The organism is Ruegeria sp. SATB045, assembly GCF_059613525.1.
Map to the genome: position 1 here is coordinate 774,139 of NZ_JBXWSR010000020.1, position 18,017 is coordinate 792,155.

Sequence of the window (18,017 nt, forward strand, 5' to 3'; positions counted from 1 at the left end):
TCACGGCAGGTGCAAGGGTTAACGCTCACATCGCGTCGGTTAGGGCTTTCAGCGCGGCAACCGGATCGTCCTGCGACCAGATCTCGTCGCCAATGCCGAAGAAATCGGTGTGCAGCGACAGCGCGCGGATCAGGTCGGGGGTCAGGCCGCCTTCGGCCACAACCGGCACTTCGATCATCTCGGACCACCACTGGAACAGGTCTTTTTCTGCGATTGTGCCATCGCCCAAGGCAGACGCGCCAACCGGGCCAAAGGCCACATAGTCCGCGCCGTTCTCGCCCGCGGTCATACCATCATGGCTGGAGGCTGCGCAAAAGCTGCCGACGATGGCATCCGCGCCCAGTTCTTTGCGTGCTGCCCGGACCGAGCGCGCACCGTCATCCAGATGCACCCCGTCCAGCCCCAGCCGCTGCGCCAGCAGGACATGGTTCGAGATCACGATCGCCACATCCCGCGCATGAGCAACCTCGCGGCAGGCATCGGTAGCGCGGGCGATTGTGTCTTCGTCGCTGCCCGCCAAGGCGAGGCGGATGCAGGCGATCTCGTTGCTGTCCAGCACGCGGCCCAGCTGCTCGGGGAAGGTACTTAGGGTGATCGTGGGCGGGGTGATCAGGTAAATCTGCGGCTGCTCGGGGGTGTCCATTGGCGCGTCCTTCGCTTTCAGTCTTTGGCGCGGTTTAGCGGATTGGGCCGGGGAAGCAAACTTTTTAGCCGGATATTGGTGCAATTGGCCGCCCGGACGGCTTGCCCTGCGCCAATGTGCCGATTACAGCAGGCGGAACTTTCGGAGACAGCCATGCCCAGCAACAAATCCCAGCCTTCCTTTGTGCTCGTGCGCCCTCAGATGGGCGAAAACATCGGTGCTGCCGCGCGGGCGATGTGGAATTTCGGGCTGGACCGGATGCGGATTGTTGCGCCACGTGACGGTTGGCCGAACCCCAAGGCCGTAGCCATGTCCAGCGGGGCGGGGCGGTTGCTGGATGAGGCGCAGCTGTTTGATGATCTGGCCGGGTCGTTGGCTGACAGCACCTTTGTCTTCGCCACTACGGCACGTCAGCGCGGGTTGACCAAGCCGGTCTACAGCCCCGAACGCGCCATGCAAATCGCCGCCGAAAAGGTTGCGGCGGGCGAAAAGGTTGCCGTGCTGTTTGGCCCCGAACGCGCGGGGCTTGAGAATGAGGATATCGCCAAGGCCAACGCCATCATCTCGGTCCCGGTGAACCCCGAATATGCCTCGCTCAACCTCGGGCAATGCGTGTTGCTGACCGCCTATGAGTGGATGCGCCAAAGCGCGGATGTGGTGCATGAGGCCACCGATCTGGGCAAGGGCGACTGGGCCACCGGGATCGAGGTCGAAAAGCTGGTCGAACATTACGAAGACCGGCTGGAGGAGGCGGGGTTCTTCTACCCGCCCGAAAAGGCCGAAGGGATGAAGACCAACCTGCGCAACCTGTGGTCGCGTATGCGGATGACGCGGGCCGATGTGCAGATGCTGCACGGGATCATGCGGCAGATGGTCCGCTGGAAGGACAAGGGCTAAGGCTGGACCTATCTTCCGCTTCACCCTAGCGTGCGACGAAACAAGGACATGAGGACAGCATGAGCGGCAAGCGCAGCATCTTCGAAGAGGTCTCGGGCGACCAGAAACAAGAGGCGGTTCAGCCCGGTATGATTGACCGTGGCCGAGGTGGCGCGCGTAAGGCGATCCGGGCGTGGCTGATGGTGCTGTTTGCGCTGGTCGTGGTGATGATCGCTGTGGGTGGCCTGACGCGCCTGACCGACAGCGGCTTATCGATCACCGAATGGCGTCCGATCACCGGGGCCATCCCGCCGATGTCCGAGGCCGACTGGCAATCCGAGTTCGACAAGTACAAGGAAATCGACCAGTGGCGCATCCAGAACCAGTGGATGGAGCTGGACGATTTCAAATTCATCTACTGGTGGGAATGGGGTCACCGCCAATTGGGGCGCGTGATTGGTCTGGTCTGGGCCATCGGGTTCTTTGGTTTCCTCGTCGCGCGAAAAATCCCAACGGGTTGGACCGGCAAGCTGTTGATCCCCGGTGTTCTGGGCGGTGTGCAGGGGGCCGTTGGCTGGTGGATGGTCGCTTCGGGCGTGACGCAGGGCGAGGGTATGACCGCCGTTGCCAGCTATCGCCTGGCCACCCATTTGGGGCTGGCCTTTGTGATCCTTGGATTCCTGGCGTGGTACATCTTTGAGCTGGGTCGCGAGGAGCGTGACCTGATGCAAGCGCGCCGCGCGAAAGAGGCAAAGCTGTTTTCGCTCTCGACCGGTTTAATGCATTTCGCATTCCTGCAAATTCTGATTGGCGCACTGGTCGCCGGGATCGACGCGGGGCGCTCTTATACCGACTGGCCTCTGATCGGCGGGCAGCTTTTGCCGCCCGACGCCACGATGCTAGAGCCGATGTGGCGCAACTTCTTCGAAAGTCCCGGTCTGGTGCAGTTCATTCACCGTTGCGCGGGCTATCTGCTGCTGATCTTCGGCGTCATCGTCTGGCGGCGCGGAGGCACCAGCGCGCATCCGCAAACACGGTTTGCCTTCAACGCGGCTTTTGCAGCGCTGGCGCTGCAAGTGGTGATCGGGATTGTGACCGTGGTCTATGCCGCGCCGTGGCAGATCGCGATTGTCCATCAGTTCATGGCCGTGGTCGTCTGGACCCTGATCCTGCGCGCGCGTTTCCTGACCGCTTACCCAATCGCAACCTCGATCCGCGGAGCGTGACATGACCACCTTTGACGACCTGATGGCCTTTCAACGGGAAACCTCGGCGCTGGAGCAGATTGCCGGGCGGCTGGGCTGGGATCAGGAAACCGTGATGCCGCGCGGGGCCGCGCCGCAACGGGCAGAAGAAATGGCCGCCATCGAAGCTGTTCTGCACGCGCGCCGATCCGACCCGCGCGTGGCTGAATGGCTGGATCAGGCCGACCCGCAGGATGAGGTCGGCAAGGCGCAGCTGCGCGAAATCCGCCGATCCTATGAGCGCACGGTCAAAGTTCCCGCTGACTTGGCCAAGGCGATTGCGCGTGTCACATCCGCTGCGCAGGGCACGTGGGCGCAGGCCCGTGCGGACGAAGACGTGGCCACGTTCCTGCCCGTGCTGCATGAGGTCGTTGCCCTGAAACGTGAAGAGGGCGCGGCGCTAGCGCGAGGCGGTGATGTTTATGACGCCATGGTCGAAGATTATGAACCCTACACCACGGGCACTCAAATTGCCGAGATATTCGACCAGATGCGCCCGCGCCTGGTGGCCCTGCGCGCCGCTGTTCTGGATCGCCCCGCGCCGCAAGCCCTGACCGGCACTTTTGACGAACTGACCCAGATGCGCCTGTCGCAGAAACTGGCGACCACTTTTGGCTATGATCTGAACACGGGCCGCGTAGACAAGGCGGTGCATCCGTTCAGCTCGGGCAGTGGGTTGGATGTGCGCATCACAACCCGCACCAGCGAAACCGACCCGTTCAACTGCTTCTACTCGACTATTCATGAGGTCGGCCATGCCGCTTATGAGCAAGGCATCGACCAAGCTTATGCGCTGACCCCGCTGGGCAGTGGGGTGTCGATGGGTGTGCATGAAAGCCAAAGCCGGATTTATGAAAACCAGTTGGGCCGCTCCCGCGCCTTTACCGGCTGGCTATTCGATCAGATGACAGCGGCGTTTGGCGATTTCGGGATCAGCGACGCCGACGCATTCTATGCAACCGTCAATGGTGTCCATAACGGCTATATCCGGACCGAAGCCGATGAGGTGCAATATAACCTGCATATCATGCTGCGCTTTGATCTGGAACGCGCCTTGATGGCCGGAGACCTGCAGGTCAGCGATCTGGAAGCCGCGTGGAATGACCGTTTCAAGGCCGATTTTGGCTATGCGGTCGACAAGCCTTCGAACGGGTGTTTGCAGGATGTGCATTGGTCGGTGGGGCTGTTTGGCTATTTCCCGACCTATTCGCTGGGCAATGTCTATGCCGGGTGTCTGTATGAGGCTCTGCGCGCGTCGCTGCCCGATCTGGACGCGCAATTGGCGCAGGGCGACACGTCCGCCGCGACCGGTTGGCTGCGCGAGAACCTGCAACGCCACGGTGGGCTGTATGCCCCACGCGAAACCATCCAACGCGCCAGCGGGATCGAGCCCGAGGCCGGTCCTTTGCTGGACTATCTCGAAGCCAAATTCGGCCAGCTTTACGCGCTGTAATCCTCACGTTCTTGTGTTGAGGCATGGGAATTACCGCCTCAACCGATAAACTATCCCGGATATGTTCTGGGAGGAGCGCATGTCGTTCAGAAATAAGGTCAAATCGCACGCTGCCGTCGTCCTGACAAGCGAGGGATTGCAAAGCGCACGCCGAACGGTGCGGGAAACACGTCGACGGCTAAGCCGCACACCTCATGTTGTTCAATACTTCCACGACGTGAGCGATCCTTATTGTCACCTGAGTGTGCAACTTCTTGGCCAACTTCGCGACAAATATGACGTGCGGATCGAACCGCATCTCATGTCTCGCCCGACATCAGATATCCTGCCTGCGCCAGAACAATATCGGCACAACGTTCTGCTGGATTCTGTTAGATGGGCAAAACGATTGGGTTTGAATGCGCCGGGAAATATTTCGCCGGAAGGTCCCGTATTTGATCTGGCCGAGCGGCGGCTTGCAGCCGAGCTGAACGGGGCGGATTTTGTCAAAGCGGCTTCGCAGATTAGCCAAATGCTTTGGTCAGCCAAGGACATACCCGATGGGCCGCAGGCCGATCCGATACACGCGCGTGCAGATGGCGATCGGGCGTTGCAGGCCGCGGGGCATTACCTGGGTGGTACGGTTTCCTATGGTGGTGAATGCTATTGGGGGCCAGACCGGCTCTCCTATTTGGAAACTCGGCTTGAGACGCTTGGGCTGGGGCAAGCAAACCCGTTTATCGTGCCCGAGATCAGCGAACCCACGCTCGATGCTGCGGGACAGGAACTGGAGTTCTTCTTTTCTTTCCGCAGCCCTTATTCCTACCTCGCATTTGATCGCGTCCGGGATTTGACGGCCCGATCGAATGCGAAACTGATCCTTCGACCCGTGTTGCCGATGCTGATGCGGGGGCTTCCGGTTCCGAGTGCCAAATCCTCATACATTCTCAAGGATTGCGCCCGCGAGGCGCGGCGGCTGGGCATCCCGTTTGGCCGCATCAGCGACCCGTTGGGTGCGGGGGTCGAACGTGGATACGCTTTGTTGGACCATGCCGAGGCCCAAGGGCGGCTGGCCGAATATTGCTCGGCCTTCATGACGGCGGTCTGGTCCAAGGGGATGGATGCCAGCACCGATGCTGGGCTGGCCTATATTGTCACGGCTGCCGGCCTGAATTGGAACGCGGCGAGGGGGGAGATTGAATCCTCACACTGGCGCGACAGGGTTGAAGCCAACCAGGCCAGACTGCAGCAAATAGGTCTTTGGGGGGTTCCTAGTTTTCACCTCGCGGGTCAAAGCGTATGGGGCCAGGATCGGCTTTGGGTTCTGGCAGACCTGTTGCGTGGCAAGGCTTAGTTTCACGGCCGAACGGATTGGAAAGACGCTATAAATTGCCCAGAACATGATCGCGCAGGCCGCCCCCAAGCGTTTCCAAGTTGAGGTAATTCCTCAGCACATTCAGCCACAACACCAAGTTTCTCATTCAGAAAAAAAGCCCCGCAGCAAAAGGTGCGGGGCCGGATTTGTTGTTAGCAGTTTTGCCTATTCCTCGGCTTCTTCGTCACCCTGATCGGCGATCCATGCGACGCTAACGACCTCTTCGCCTTTCCCGGTGTTGAACACCCGCACGCCGCCCGCGCTGCGCGACCGGAAAGAAATGCCGTCGACCGGAACCCTGATCGACTGCCCCTTGGAGGTGGCCAGCATGATCTGATCGTCGATCTCGACCGGGAACGAGGCCACAAGCTCTCCGCCGCGCATGGCTTTGTCCATCGCCGCAACGCCCATGCCGCCACGCCCGCGCACGGGGTAATCGTGGCTGGAACTCAGCTTGCCTGCACCGCCCTTGGTGATCGTCAGGATCAAGTTTTCGGCTGCCGACATCTCGGCGTAGCGTTCCTGCGGCAGAACACTATCTGCGTTGCCTTCTTCGTCATCGCCCTCGGCCTCATCGGTGACACCGGCCATCAGGCGGCGCATCTTGAGGTAAGCCGCGCGCTCGTCCGAGCTCGCGTCGAAGTGACGGATGATCGACATCGAAACAACCTCATCCTCGCCGTTCAGGCGCACGCCCCGCACACCAACCGAGGATCGGCTGTTGAACACCCGCACATCCGTGGACGGGAAGCGGATCGCGCGGCCGGATTTGGTAACCAGCATCACGTCGTCATCTTCGGAACAGATGCGCGCGTTGATCAGCTTGGTGTCGGCGTGCTCGTCCTCGAACTTCATGGCGATTTTGCCATTGCGCTTGACGTTGGTGAAATCCGACAGGCGGTTGCGCCGCACGGTGCCCGCGCTGGTGGCGAACATGATCTGCAGGTTTTCCCATTCCTCATCCGGCACATCCACTGGCATGATGGCTGCGATGGAGACACCGGTCGGGATCGGCAGGATATTGACGATCGCCTTGCCTTTGCCGGTGCGCCCGGATTGCGGCAGGCGCCAGGTTTTGAGCTTGTAGACCATGCCGTCCGTGGTGAAGAACAGCAGCTGCGTATGGGTGTTGGCCACGAAGAGGGTGGTGACTACGTCCTCTTCCTTGGTCTGCATTCCCGACAAGCCCTTGCCGCCACGCTTTTGCGCCCGGAAATCGGCAAGCGGCGTGCGCTTGATATAACCGCCCGAGGTGACGGTTACGACCATGTCTTCCCGCTCGATCAGGTCCTCGTCTTCCATGTCGCCCGACCAATCGACAATCTCGGTGCGACGGGGGACGGCAAACTGCTCACGGACTTCGCGCAGCTCATCGCCGATGATCGACATGATCCGTTCGCGTGAGGACAGGATATCGAGGTATTCCTTGATCTTGGCCGCCAGTTGCTCCAGCTCGTCCGTGACTTCTTTGACGCCCAGTTGGGTCAGTCGCTGCAGGCGCAGTTCCAGAATGGCGCGGGCCTGAACCTCGGTCAGGTTATAGGTGCCGTCGTCGTTCATCTTGGACAGAGGATCGTCGATCAGACGCAGGTAGCCCTCGATCTCGGCCGCAGGCCAGCGGCGCGTCATCAGTTTCTCGCGCGCCTCAGCCGCGTCAGCCGACGAACGGATGGTGGCAACCACTTCGTCTACGTTCGAAACGGCCACAGCCAGGCCACACAGGATATGGCTGCGTTCCCGCGCTTTGCGCAGGTCATAGGCGGTGCGGCGGGCGACGACATCCTCACGGAAGTCGATGAACGAGGTCAGGAACCGGCGCAGAGTCAGCTGCTCGGGCCGACCACCGTTCAGCGCCAACATGTTGCAGCCAAAGGACGTCTGCATCGGCGAGAAACGATAAAGCTGGTTCAGCACCACCTCAGGCGTCGCATCGCGTTTCAACTCGACCACGACACGTACGCCGTTGCGGTCGGATTCGTCCTGCACATGAGCGACGCCTTCGATGCGTTTTTCACGCACCGCCTCGGCGATCTTTTCAATCATCGAGGCCTTGTTCACCTGATAGGGAATCTCGTCCACGACGATGGCGTAGCGGTCCTTGCGCAACTCTTCCACGCGGGTCTTGGCGCGGATGATGACGCTGCCGCGTCCTTCCAGATAAGCTTTGCGCGCACCGGACCGACCCAGCATGACGCCGCCGGTCGGGAAATCAGGGCCGGGGACGTATTCGATCAGTTGCTCCGACGTCAGGTCCGGATCGTCGATCAGCGCCAGCGTGGCGTCGACCACCTCACCTAGATTGTGCGGAGGGATATTCGTCGCCATACCCACGGCGATACCGCCGGCACCATTGACCAGCATGTTCGGGAACCGGGCGGGCAGGACGGTCGGCTCTTTATCCTTACCGTCGTAGTTGTCCTGAAAATCGACCGTCTCTTTTTCGATATCGGCCAGCAGAGAGGCGGCGGGCTTGTCCATCCGCACTTCGGTATATCGCATGGCCGCCGGGTTATCGCCGTCCATCGAGCCAAAGTTGCCCTGACCGTCAAGCAGTGGCAGCGACATCGAGAAATCCTGCGCCATCCGCACCAGCGCGTCATAAATCGCGCTGTCACCGTGCGGGTGGTATTTACCCATCACATCGCCGACCGGACGGGCCGATTTGCGATAGGCCTTGTCATGCGTGTTGCCGGTTTCGTGCATCGCATACAGAATCCGCCGGTGCACCGGTTTCAGCCCGTCGCGCAGATCAGGGATCGCGCGGCTGACGATGACCGACATGGCATAATCCAGATAGGACGTGCGCATCTCGGATTCGATAGACACCGTCGGACCGTCATAAACGGGGCGCTCGGGCGGGGTTTCATCCATGTTTTCTGGGGTTTCTGGCGTATCGCTCACGTAAACTGCCCGATCTTTAGCTTGGGTCTATATCTTGTGGATGCACTCTATCAGACCCGGCACATAAGGTGCAAGCAAGCTGATCATTTCCGCCGAAAAAGCCAGGGTAACAGTTGGGTAACATATTGTTATCCAAGTATTAGGTGGTTTCCGTGCTACCCTAAAGAGACCTTGCAATAAACTTGGAGGTCTGAATGACGCAAAGCGAAACCGAATTGATGCTGAAAGGGTACGGGCTGACAACGGCGGAATTCTTCTATCACATGCCCGACTATATCCACGTCCTGAACACGTTCATCTGGCAGGATTACGATCTTGCCCCGGACCATCCGAAACTGTTCGATTTCATCGAATTCTGGCAGCGTGAGATCGACGGCCCGCTGCATTCCGTGCGCTATACGCATCGCAAGATGATCGCGCCGGGCGAATGGCGCAACATAGTGGGTGAGTTTCGAGTAAACTAGCGGATCAGCCGACCCGCCATGCATAGACTGAGCAGCCGGTTGAACCGCTGCCTGTAAAGCTGTTGCCATCTTCGGACAGGCGTCCACGCCAAGTCACCGTTATGCCCGGGAAGTAATCTGTCCCGCTGAGTTGCTGATCGTTCAGAAAGACCACAGTGTTGGCGTTCTGTCCCAAAGAATCAGTGAGGCTTCCGGTAAACTTATTCCCGCCCGCGTTGGCATAATTGATTGATCCCGTAACCTTGATGACCAAGGCGCAGGTCGCTTTGTATTTCCAGCTTCCGGTCAGGGTCACAGCCGGTGCTGTCGGTGTTCGGGCAAAGGCCACGGCTTTGCAGACCGTTCCGCTTTTTGCGTCAAGCTCCTCGAGCGCGTGTTTCGTGCCCAGATCATCAGCGCCCAGCTCCGAGCCACTGGCGGACAGATAGTTGGCAAAAGCGCGTCGGGTTCTAGGGCCTGCGATTCCGTCCGCTCCACCGGCGCTACATCCAAGCCTGTTCAATGCAGCTTGTGTTTCGCGCATGACCTTAATGTCATCGGAAACAACTGGCAGCTCAGTGTCGAAGGGAGCAGTGTCATCGGTCTGCGTTAAGGTATCTGAGCTGACCAAAACCTCTCGGAGTTGCAGTGCAACTTGATAGGAATAATCATCAGATTGATCCGAGTAGTTTTCAAGAAACGTGTCGAAAGCGGCAATCGTGCCCACGGACCGCGCAATGCTCAGATCGGCGCGAATATCCGTTGCGGGCGCCGCTGCGACTTCCGTGGTTTCCAGAGCGGCGGGCGTGAAATAGAAGTCACCCAGCAATTCGTCATAATAAGCAGGCACCTGATTGTGCTGAACAGTCCGCGACAGATCACGCACTTCGGTACGCAGGTCGGCAACCATACTTCGCAATTCCAGCCCGGGTTCTGACAGACGCGGCAGCAGGGCGCGGGTGAACACCGAGTTTTGCGCCGCGTCCTCATCGCTCAGCCGGTCCAGGGCCATCTGGCCAGCGCCAGCCGAGAAAATCACAAACATCCCTTGCGGAGTGTTGATCCGACCAAGACCACGTGTTCCGCCGATGCTGCGCCCATTCGTCGTTTCAAAAGGGTTGTCGCGGCATGCATCGATGATCGCGATAGAGGTCCGCGCACCAGTGGCACGCACACGATCCAACAGGCTCGACAGGGCTATGGACTCGGCTTTTACAAAGCCGGTCTCGCCGGACGTGGGGGTTACAATGTCGGTCGGCAGCAGATAATTCTCTCCGTCGATTTCAACGCCATGTCCTGCGAAGAAAACAAATGCGGTATCGCCCGCATCCAGTCGAGATGTGAATTCTGAAATGCGCTGATTCATGCCGCGACGATCAAGGTTGAGGCCGGTGATTGTCTGGAAGCCCAAACCTTGCAGTTTTTCCGACACTGCCTCGGCATCGGCCACGGCCTTTTGCAAATCGACCACCGTATCGTAGCTGTCATTTCCGATGACGAGGGCCAGACGCTCTTGCGCGAACAAGGGCATGCCAATGACCGCAAACCAAACGATCCAAAACCATTTCATCCGGGCTACCTTTCATAAGTCGACCTGCGGAAAACATAGCGTGTAGCAGTGAAAAGGTCAGTGACTTCGATTACATTGCCTTGTCGGGCATGGATCGTAGATTTTGAAGCGTGTTTGCTTATGATCTGTTCTAAAGAGTGACCGTTCGAGGAGGAGCAGATGAACAGGTTAAGTTTCGTGATCGCAGTCGCGACCATGTTGGGCAGTCCGGTTTTGGCGGACGGCATAATGGGAAACCTAAAAAAAGGCGCGGAAAAGGTCGGGCAAACTGTCGGCAAAGGTGTCGATGCTGTCGGTGATACCGTAGATTCGACCACTGAACTTTTGTCAAACGAGGCCACACCGGAAGAAACGCGTGCCAAGTTAGACGCTATGGCCAGCCAGATCTTGAACCAGCTCATGGTCGAAAACCCACAGGCTCAGGCGCTATATGACGTTAGCGCAGGGTATGCTGTGTTTGATTCCCGTAAAATCACTGTATTCCCGGTTGCCGCAGGTTACGGGCGTGGGGTGGCCGTTTCGAAAGAAACGGGCGAGCACACCTACATGAACATGGGCACGGGCGGTGTAGGAGCTGCGCTTGGCATTGGCGGATTTGAAACGAAATATGTGATCCTGTTCGAAACTCAGGCAGATTTGGACAAGTTTATCGACCAAGGATACGATGCAACTGCAGAAGCCGAAGCCATGCACGGCTACGAAAAAGAGGGCGACACCCTGCGTTTTACCGATGGGCGGTCATTCTTTGTGCTCAGTAAAAAAGGCTGGCGCGTGTCCGCAGGGGCTTCGGGAACAAAATACTGGAAGTCTCCTGAACTGAACTAGCCTGAACAGCTCGCACCACCCAACACGCAAAACTTGGCGCAATGAGGATGGTTCAGATGCACGTCCGCTTCGGCTTCGGCCAGAGTGGACCCCATTTCGAACTCGGGCTCATACGCCAACAAGGTGCAGGCCAGAACCGAGGGCTTTTCCGCGCCTTTGCGTTTCACGACCATCCGCGCATTCGAACACATGACGGCTTCGGGGGATTTGTCCAGAATGCCCCAACAAGCTGTTGTGATCTCGGGTACTTCGACGGTTTCATCCATTTCGGGGAACAGAACGGTTTGAGCCGGGTTCTGCGCGTCAATGTCAAAACCGTGTTGCTGGAAGAATGACGCATATCCGGTCCGGCTGTCAGCATCACTGTCGCCCCACACGGTACGACCGGCAACTGCCATCTGAAACCCGTTGTCGCGCAACCACTCCATTCCGGTTACAGCCTTGGCAAAGCTGCCTTTGCCGCGCTCCTCATCATGCAGGGCAGGGTTGTAGTGGTCGACGGAAATCCGAAGGGTCAGCTTATCCCCATAATCCTGCTGCAACGCCAGCAGTCCGTCGCGCATCTTCCGGCGCATCATTGGCACCATCGCATTGGTCAGAATCAAAACCTCATAACCGCGTTCAAGAGCGGCGCGGGTCATGTCGATCATCTCGGGGTTCATGAACGGCTCGCCGCCGGTAAAGCCGATCTCGCGTATGGGCCAGTTTCGTTGCTCGATCTGGTCCAGATAGTCGCGCACGTCGTCAGCAGTGATATAGACCAGCGCGTCATTGGTCGGGCTGCTGAGGATATAGCAGTTCTGGCATTCGATGTTGCACAAGGTACCAGTGTTGAACCACAACGTTTCGGGGTTCTTCAACGCCACCGTCGCACGGTTTTGCCCGTCCGCTGTTACCAACTTGTCCTGAAATTTGCCGATATTGGCGCTGCTTGGGACGTTGTCTTTCATTCCGGTATCCGGTTCTTTGAAGTCATGTCACTGAATTAGCTGTTTAATATGGGTTCGTTAAGTGCGACATCAACGACCTGACAAAGTTTTGAAGATGAGGATAATGGCCTCGATGGTTGCGCTAACATTGGACATAATCCAGAGGGCAAGGTAAGGAAAACACATGGTTTCTCGTGTTATCCCTGTTGATCCGTTCGACCTGGTCATATTTGGCGGAACCGGTGATCTTGCGCAGCGCAAGATCCTGCCGGCGCTGTTTCGCCGTTTTTGCGCCGGGCAATGGGCCGAGGGCGCGCAACTCATCGGGGCTGCGCGGACCAATTATGACAGCGTTTCGTTTCGTAAAGTCGTCCGCGAATCGCTTTTGAAATTCGCTGCAAAGCAGTGCAAAAACGGTCCTGCGTTGGAGGCATTTTTACAGCGTATCGATTATGTCGCGCTTGACGGTTCGTCAAAGGATGGGTGGGCGCAATTGGCGGACAAGCTCCAACCCGATCGGGTCCGGGCGTTCTACTTTTCAGTAGGGCCAAACTTGTTCGGACCCTTGGCCGAGAGGATCGAGGCTCATGACCTGATTTCACCATTGACGCGGATCGTGGTGGAAAAGCCTTTTGGCCATGATCTGGCCAGTGCTCAGGCGCTGAACGCGACTTTGGCCGCTTATTTCTCGGAAAAACAGATTTACCGGATCGATCACTACCTTGGAAAAGAGACGGTCCAGAACCTGATGGCCGTGCGCTTTGGAAACATGCTGTTCGAACCGCTCTGGAACAGTCAATATGTCGATCACATCCAGATAACGGTGGCCGAGTCCGTCGGGATTGACGGGCGCGAAGAGTATTACGAGCGCGCGGGTGCGATGCGTGACATGATGCAGAACCACCTGATGCAGCTGTTGTGCCTGATCGCGATGGAGCCTCCGGCGAAGTTTGACCCCGACGCCGTGCGGGACGAAAAGCTCAAGGTGATCCGCGCTCTGGACCCGGTCGAGCCGCACCATATCGTTCGCGGCCAGTTCGAGGATGAGGATACCGGGTATCGCCAAATCGTAGGCAATCCGCGCTCGACCACGGAAAGCTACGTGGCGCTGAAGGCGCATGTCAGCAATTGGCGATGGGCGGGCACTCCATTCTATTTGCGCACCGGCAAGCGGTTGGTCGCGCGGTCTTCGGTGATCAACGTAATGTTCAAAGACGCGCCGCACTCGATCTTTGGCGCTGACGCCGGCCGGCACGCGAATGTCTTGTCGATCCGGCTGCAACCAAACGAAGGCATCACCTTGAAGGTGACGATCAAAGAGCCGGGGCCGGGCGGTATGCGTTTGGTCGACGTGCCGCTGGACATGAGTTTTGCCGAGGCATTGGGGCCGGAAAATCAGGACCCACCCGACGCGTATGAGCGGTTGGTGATGGACGTCATACGCGGCAACCAGACCCTGTTCATGCGCGGCGATGAGGTCGAGGCCGCATGGGCGTGGACCGATCCGGTTATTGCAGGTTGGCAGGCGCGCGGCGATGTGCCGAAACCATATGATAGTGGCAGCACAGGTCCGGGCGACGCCGAGCTGCTGATGAAACGAGACGGTCGCCGCTGGCAAGGAATAAACCCATGAAAATTCAGGAATACCCCGACCGGGACATGCTGGCTATCGACGTTGCCAACGCGTTGGCCGGAGAGCTTGAGGCCGCCTTGCTGCACCATGACATGGTCTCGTTCGCGGTGCCCGGCGGCACCACGCCGGGGCCGATCTTTGACGGATTGTGCGCCGCTGATCTGGAGTGGGACCGCGTTCGCATCCTGCCCACCGATGAACGCTGCGTCCCCGGTGACAGCGAGCGTTCGAATGAACGACTGATCCGTCAACGCTTGCTGACAAATCGCGCTTCGGTCGCGCAATATGTTCCCCTGTATGTCGACGGTAAAGACCCGGACGCAGTTCTGCCCGAGATCGAAAGCCTTATCTCCCCGGTTCTGCCCTTGTCTGTCCTGGTTCTGGGCATGGGCGAGGACATGCACACTGCCTCGCTGTTTCCGGGGATGGAGGGGCTTGCCGCTGCCTTGGACAGTCACGCACCGCCGCTGGCTGTTGCGCGTACACAGACCCAGCCCGAAGCACGCATTTCGCTGACGGCACCCGTACTGGACGGAGCGCTGTCCAAGCATCTGGTTATTTTCGGCGCGGCCAAGCGCGACGCTTTGAACAAGGCGATGGCCTTGCCACCGGAAGAGGCACCGATTGGTGCTGTACTCAGTGGTATGACAGTTCATTGGGCGGAGTGAGACGATGAAACTGGATGATCTCAAGAGTCGGTCGGGCGACACAAAGACCATTCTGCAGCTGTTCGATCAGGACCCCGACCGGGCGCAGGCGTTTTCAGCCTCGACCGGTGATTTGTTGTTCGACTATTCCAAGACCCAAATTGACGCCGACATTCGCTCAGCTCTGATCGGTCTTTGCGACCAATCGAATCTGGCTGATCGTCGTGACGCCATGTTCTCGGGCGCTAAGATCAACGAAACCGAAGGCCGCGCAGTTTTGCATACAGCGCTGCGTAACCTCGACGGTGGCCCGGTCCAGGTCGACGGGCTGGATGTGATGCCCGACGTTCTGGACACTCTGCAACGGATGCGGGTCTTTGCGGAAGAAGTGCGTGGGGGAACCTATGCTGGGGCAGGGGGCAGTTTTACCGATGTGGTGAATATCGGCATTGGCGGGTCCGATTTGGGGCCGGTGATGGCGACGCATGCGCTGTCGCCGTATCACGACGGCCCTCGGCTACACTATGTATCCAATGTGGATGGGGCGCATATCGCAGATATTCTGCGCCAACTGGACCCGACGCGTACTCTGGTGATTGTTGCCTCGAAAACCTTCACAACGATCGAAACCATGACCAATGCCCGTACGGCACGGGCTTGGATGTCCGAGGGGGGCGGCGATCCGGCACGCCAATTCGCTGCCGTCTCAAGCGCCATGGACAAAACCCGGGCCTTTGGCATACCCGAAGAGCGCGTGTTCGGGTTTGCCGATTGGGTCGGCGGGCGATACTCGGTTTGGGGGCCGGTGGGCTTGCCGGTGATGATCGCCGTGGGATCGAACGCGTTTTATGCATTCTTGCGCGGCGCTCAGTCGATGGACGTTCATTTCCGGGCCGCCGATTGGATCGAGAATATGCCTGTTATGCTGGCCCTTGTGGGCATCTGGCATCGGCAAATTCTGGGGCACGCCAGCCGAGCGGTTTTGCCCTATGATCAACGTCTTCTGCGTCTGCCCGCCTATTTCCAACAGCTTGAGATGGAGTCGAACGGCAAATCCGTCGCGATGGATGGTTCAACCTTGGATGTACCCTCGGGGCCTGTGGTTTGGGGGGAACCCGGAACCAACGGTCAGCATGCCTTTTACCAACTGATCCACCAAGGCACCGACGTGATCCCGTGCGAGTTCATGGTCGCAGCCCAAGGGCACGAGCCTGAATTGGCCCATCATCATCGCTTGTTGCTGTCCAACTGTCTGGCGCAATCCGAGGCGTTAATGCGAGGTCGATCCTTGGAGGAGGCGCGAAACCGGATGGCCGCCAAGGGGCTGGACGGGGCCGAGCTAGAACGTCAGGCGCGCCACCGTGTCTTTCCCGGTAATCGTCCGTCGACCACGTTGATCTATCCGCAGCTTACACCCTTTGTACTGGGTCAGATCATTGCGCTTTATGAACACCGCGTCTTTGTCGAAGGTGTTCTGCTGGGTATCAACTCGTTCGATCAATGGGGTGTCGAACTGGGTAAAGAGCTTGCGACTTCGCTGGGTCCGATCGTGGACGGAGAGGAAGACACCGCTGGAAAAGACGGTTCGACTGCCGCCTTGGTCGAATACGCGTTTCGACACCGGGCTGAGTAACCCTCTGCTTGCCGCCGTGCGGGCGCATAAACTTGTTGTAAGGCAACGGATTGCTTGGCAGGGTTTTCCCAATCACTTGGTCTTTCAACTGGCCGAGCTAATATGTGGTGCCGCCGACAAGAAGCGGTATCAATAAAGGGAGGATGTCCATGCTAGGACAAATGATGACGCAGCCGCTGCTGATCTCGTCGCTCATTGTGCACGCGGATCGGTACCACGGCCAAACCGAGATCATCTCGGTCGAGACAGACGGGTCGGTGACCGAAAGCAACTGGTCACAAGTGTCCAAGAACGCGCGCAAGCTGGCGTCGGCGCTGACGGCACTGGGGCTAGAGCCTCAAGCGCGGATCGGTACACTGGCATGGAACAATCGTCGGCATCTTGAAATCTATTATGGAACCTCTGGTGCCGGGTTTGTCTGTCATACAATCAACCCCCGCCTTTTCCCTGAACAGCTGACTTACATCATCAACCACGCGCAGGACCGTGCGCTGTTCTTCGACGCGACCTTTATTCCTCTGGTCGCGGCGTTGAAGGATCATCTGACCGAGGTCGAACACTTTGTTCTGATGGGACCGCGAAACGACGATGTGATTGCCCAAGTCCCCGGTGTTCAGTTTTATGACGAGCTGATCGAGACAGGCGATGCGGGCTTCGAATGGCCGAGTTTTGACGAAAACACCGCATCCAGCCTGTGTTACACCTCTGGCACGACCGGAAACCCCAAAGGGGTGCTGTATTCCCATCGCTCGACTGTGCTGCATAGCTTTGGTTCAAACACGCGCGACGTGATCGGGTATTCGGCGATGGATGTGGTCATGCCTGTAGTGCCGATGTTCCATGTGAACGCGTGGGGCTCACCCTATGCTTGCGCCATGTCGGGGTCTCGCATGGTTCTGCCTGGGCCGGATCTGCATGGTGAAGCATTGGTCAAGCTGATCGACGCTTATGGTGTCACGCTTGCAATGGGGGTTCCGACGATCTGGCAGGGCTTGTTGGCCTATGCACAGAAATCGGGCAGCAAGTTAGACAGCCTTGAACGTACTGTGATCGGCGGCGCCGCGTGCCCACCGTCGATGATTGAGACATTCCGCGAAACCTATGGCGTGGACACGGTTCATGCTTGGGGCATGAGTGAAATGAGCCCGCTTGGAACCGCGAATTACCCCTTGGCAAAGCATGGTGACCTGCCAATCGAAGAACAACACAAGCTGCGCGAAAGCCAAGGACGCCCGTGTTATGGGGTCGAACTGAAGATCGTGGACGATGACGGGAACGAACTTCCAAATGATGGAGAAACGCAAGGTGACCTGATGGTGCGCGGCCATTGGGTTTTGGATAACTATTTCCAGATGCAGGATGATGATCTGCTGCAGGATGGTTGGTTTGCTACTGGCGATGTCGCCACGCTGGACCCAGACGGTTACATGACCATTCGGGACCGATCCAAAGACATCATCAAGTCGGGTGGCGAGTGGATCAGTTCGGTTGAGCTGGAAAACATCGCCGTGGCTCATCCCAAACTGGCTACGGCTGCCGTCATTGGCGTTCCCCACCCGAAATGGGATGAACGCCCTTTACTTGTTGCGGTCAAGGCTGAAGGCCAAGACCCGAGTGAAGATGAGCTGTTGGCGTTTTTTGACGGTAAGATTGCCAAATGGCAGGTGCCGGACAAGGTGGTCTTTGTGGATGCACTGCCGCTGAACGCGACGGGAAAGGTGCTTAAACGCAATCTGCGCGCAGATTTCGAAAACGCACTGACAGCTTAGGTCCGTAGAACTAGAGAGAATGGCTCCGGCGGTAGGGATCGAACCTACGACCAATTGATTAACAGTCAACTGCTCTACCGCTGAGCTACGCCGGAAC

14 protein-coding genes and 1 tRNA gene are annotated in these 18,017 nt (G+C 58.3%); 10 read left to right on the top strand and 5 right to left on the bottom strand.

The genetic code is table 11. The features are described 5' to 3' along the window. Positions 1–25 precede the first annotated feature (25 nt). Entirely contained in the window at positions 26–643 is a 618-nt protein-coding gene (locus AC2FNR_RS11440) for a thiamine phosphate synthase (protein WP_496849108.1), read from the bottom strand. 153 nt (positions 644–796) lie between these two features. On the opposite strand from AC2FNR_RS11440, the gene AC2FNR_RS11445 reads away from it, so the two are divergent. The 4 genes from AC2FNR_RS11445 to AC2FNR_RS11460 all read left to right on the top strand — a co-directional run bounded on the left by AC2FNR_RS11445 (position 797) and on the right by AC2FNR_RS11460 (position 5,549). Next, positions 797–1,540 (top strand): RNA methyltransferase, encoded by a 744-nt coding sequence (locus AC2FNR_RS11445; RefSeq protein WP_496849109.1) that lies wholly within the window; start codon positions 797–799, stop codon positions 1,538–1,540. Between the two features lie 59 nt (positions 1,541–1,599). Then, positions 1,600–2,745, top strand: coding sequence for a heme A synthase (gene ctaA / locus AC2FNR_RS11450; RefSeq protein WP_496849110.1), 1,146 nt, complete (start codon positions 1,600–1,602; stop codon positions 2,743–2,745). A gap of 1 nt (position 2,746) precedes the next feature. Further along, complete coding sequence (locus tag AC2FNR_RS11455) at positions 2,747–4,216, top strand: carboxypeptidase M32 (protein WP_496849111.1); 1,470 nt, start codon at positions 2,747–2,749, stop codon at positions 4,214–4,216. 79 nt (positions 4,217–4,295) lie between these two features. Continuing rightward, the gene (locus AC2FNR_RS11460) at positions 4,296–5,549 is read left to right on the top strand and encodes a DsbA family protein (protein ID WP_496849112.1); all 1,254 of its coding nucleotides are present in this window, start codon (positions 4,296–4,298) and stop codon (positions 5,547–5,549) included. Between the two features lie 186 nt (positions 5,550–5,735). Here AC2FNR_RS11460 and gyrA read toward each other — a convergent pair whose 3' ends face one another. Further along, on the bottom strand, positions 5,736–8,471 hold the full coding sequence (gene gyrA / locus AC2FNR_RS11465) for a DNA gyrase subunit A (protein WP_170752886.1): 2,736 nt from the start codon (positions 8,469–8,471) through the stop codon (positions 5,736–5,738). A 194-nt stretch (positions 8,472–8,665) separates the two neighbouring features. On the opposite strand from gyrA, the gene AC2FNR_RS11470 reads away from it, so the two are divergent. Beyond that, positions 8,666–8,935, top strand: coding sequence for an usg protein (locus tag AC2FNR_RS11470; RefSeq protein WP_496849113.1), 270 nt, complete (start codon positions 8,666–8,668; stop codon positions 8,933–8,935). Between the two features lie 4 nt (positions 8,936–8,939). Here AC2FNR_RS11470 and AC2FNR_RS11475 read toward each other — a convergent pair whose 3' ends face one another. Continuing rightward, positions 8,940–10,484, bottom strand: a complete 1,545-nt coding sequence (locus AC2FNR_RS11475) for a caspase family protein (protein WP_496849114.1) — start codon at positions 10,482–10,484, stop codon at positions 8,940–8,942. Positions 10,485–10,643: 159 nt separating this feature from the next. Between AC2FNR_RS11475 and AC2FNR_RS11480 the strand changes: the two genes are divergently transcribed. Further along, on the top strand, positions 10,644–11,309 hold the full coding sequence (locus AC2FNR_RS11480; RefSeq protein ID WP_170354312.1) for a lipid-binding SYLF domain-containing protein: 666 nt from the start codon (positions 10,644–10,646) through the stop codon (positions 11,307–11,309). Here the strand turns inward: AC2FNR_RS11480 and AC2FNR_RS11485 are convergent. Then, a complete protein-coding gene (locus AC2FNR_RS11485; RefSeq protein WP_496849115.1) occupies positions 11,306–12,259 on the bottom strand; it encodes a radical SAM protein in 954 nt (317 codons plus the stop codon). The genes AC2FNR_RS11480 and AC2FNR_RS11485 overlap by 4 nt on opposite strands. 163 nt (positions 12,260–12,422) lie before the next feature. On the opposite strand from AC2FNR_RS11485, the gene zwf reads away from it, so the two are divergent. The 4 genes from zwf to AC2FNR_RS11505 all read left to right on the top strand — a co-directional run bounded on the left by zwf (position 12,423) and on the right by AC2FNR_RS11505 (position 17,920). After that, positions 12,423–13,871, top strand: a complete 1,449-nt coding sequence (zwf, locus tag AC2FNR_RS11490; protein WP_496849116.1) for a glucose-6-phosphate dehydrogenase — start codon at positions 12,423–12,425, stop codon at positions 13,869–13,871. Next, on the top strand, positions 13,868–14,539 hold the full coding sequence (gene pgl / locus AC2FNR_RS11495; protein ID WP_170354309.1) for a 6-phosphogluconolactonase: 672 nt from the start codon (positions 13,868–13,870) through the stop codon (positions 14,537–14,539). Before zwf ends, pgl begins: the two co-directional genes overlap by 4 nt. 4 nt (positions 14,540–14,543) lie before the next feature. Beyond that, entirely contained in the window at positions 14,544–16,151 is a 1,608-nt protein-coding gene (gene pgi / locus AC2FNR_RS11500) for a glucose-6-phosphate isomerase (protein WP_496849117.1), read from the top strand. Between the two features lie 149 nt (positions 16,152–16,300). Beyond that, a complete protein-coding gene (locus AC2FNR_RS11505) occupies positions 16,301–17,920 on the top strand; it encodes a long-chain-fatty-acid--CoA ligase (protein ID WP_496849118.1) in 1,620 nt (539 codons plus the stop codon). Between the two features lie 20 nt (positions 17,921–17,940). Here the strand turns inward: AC2FNR_RS11505 and AC2FNR_RS11510 are convergent. After that, positions 17,941–18,015: transfer RNA gene (locus tag AC2FNR_RS11510), tRNA-Asn, on the bottom strand. Positions 18,016–18,017: the final 2 nt, after the last annotated feature.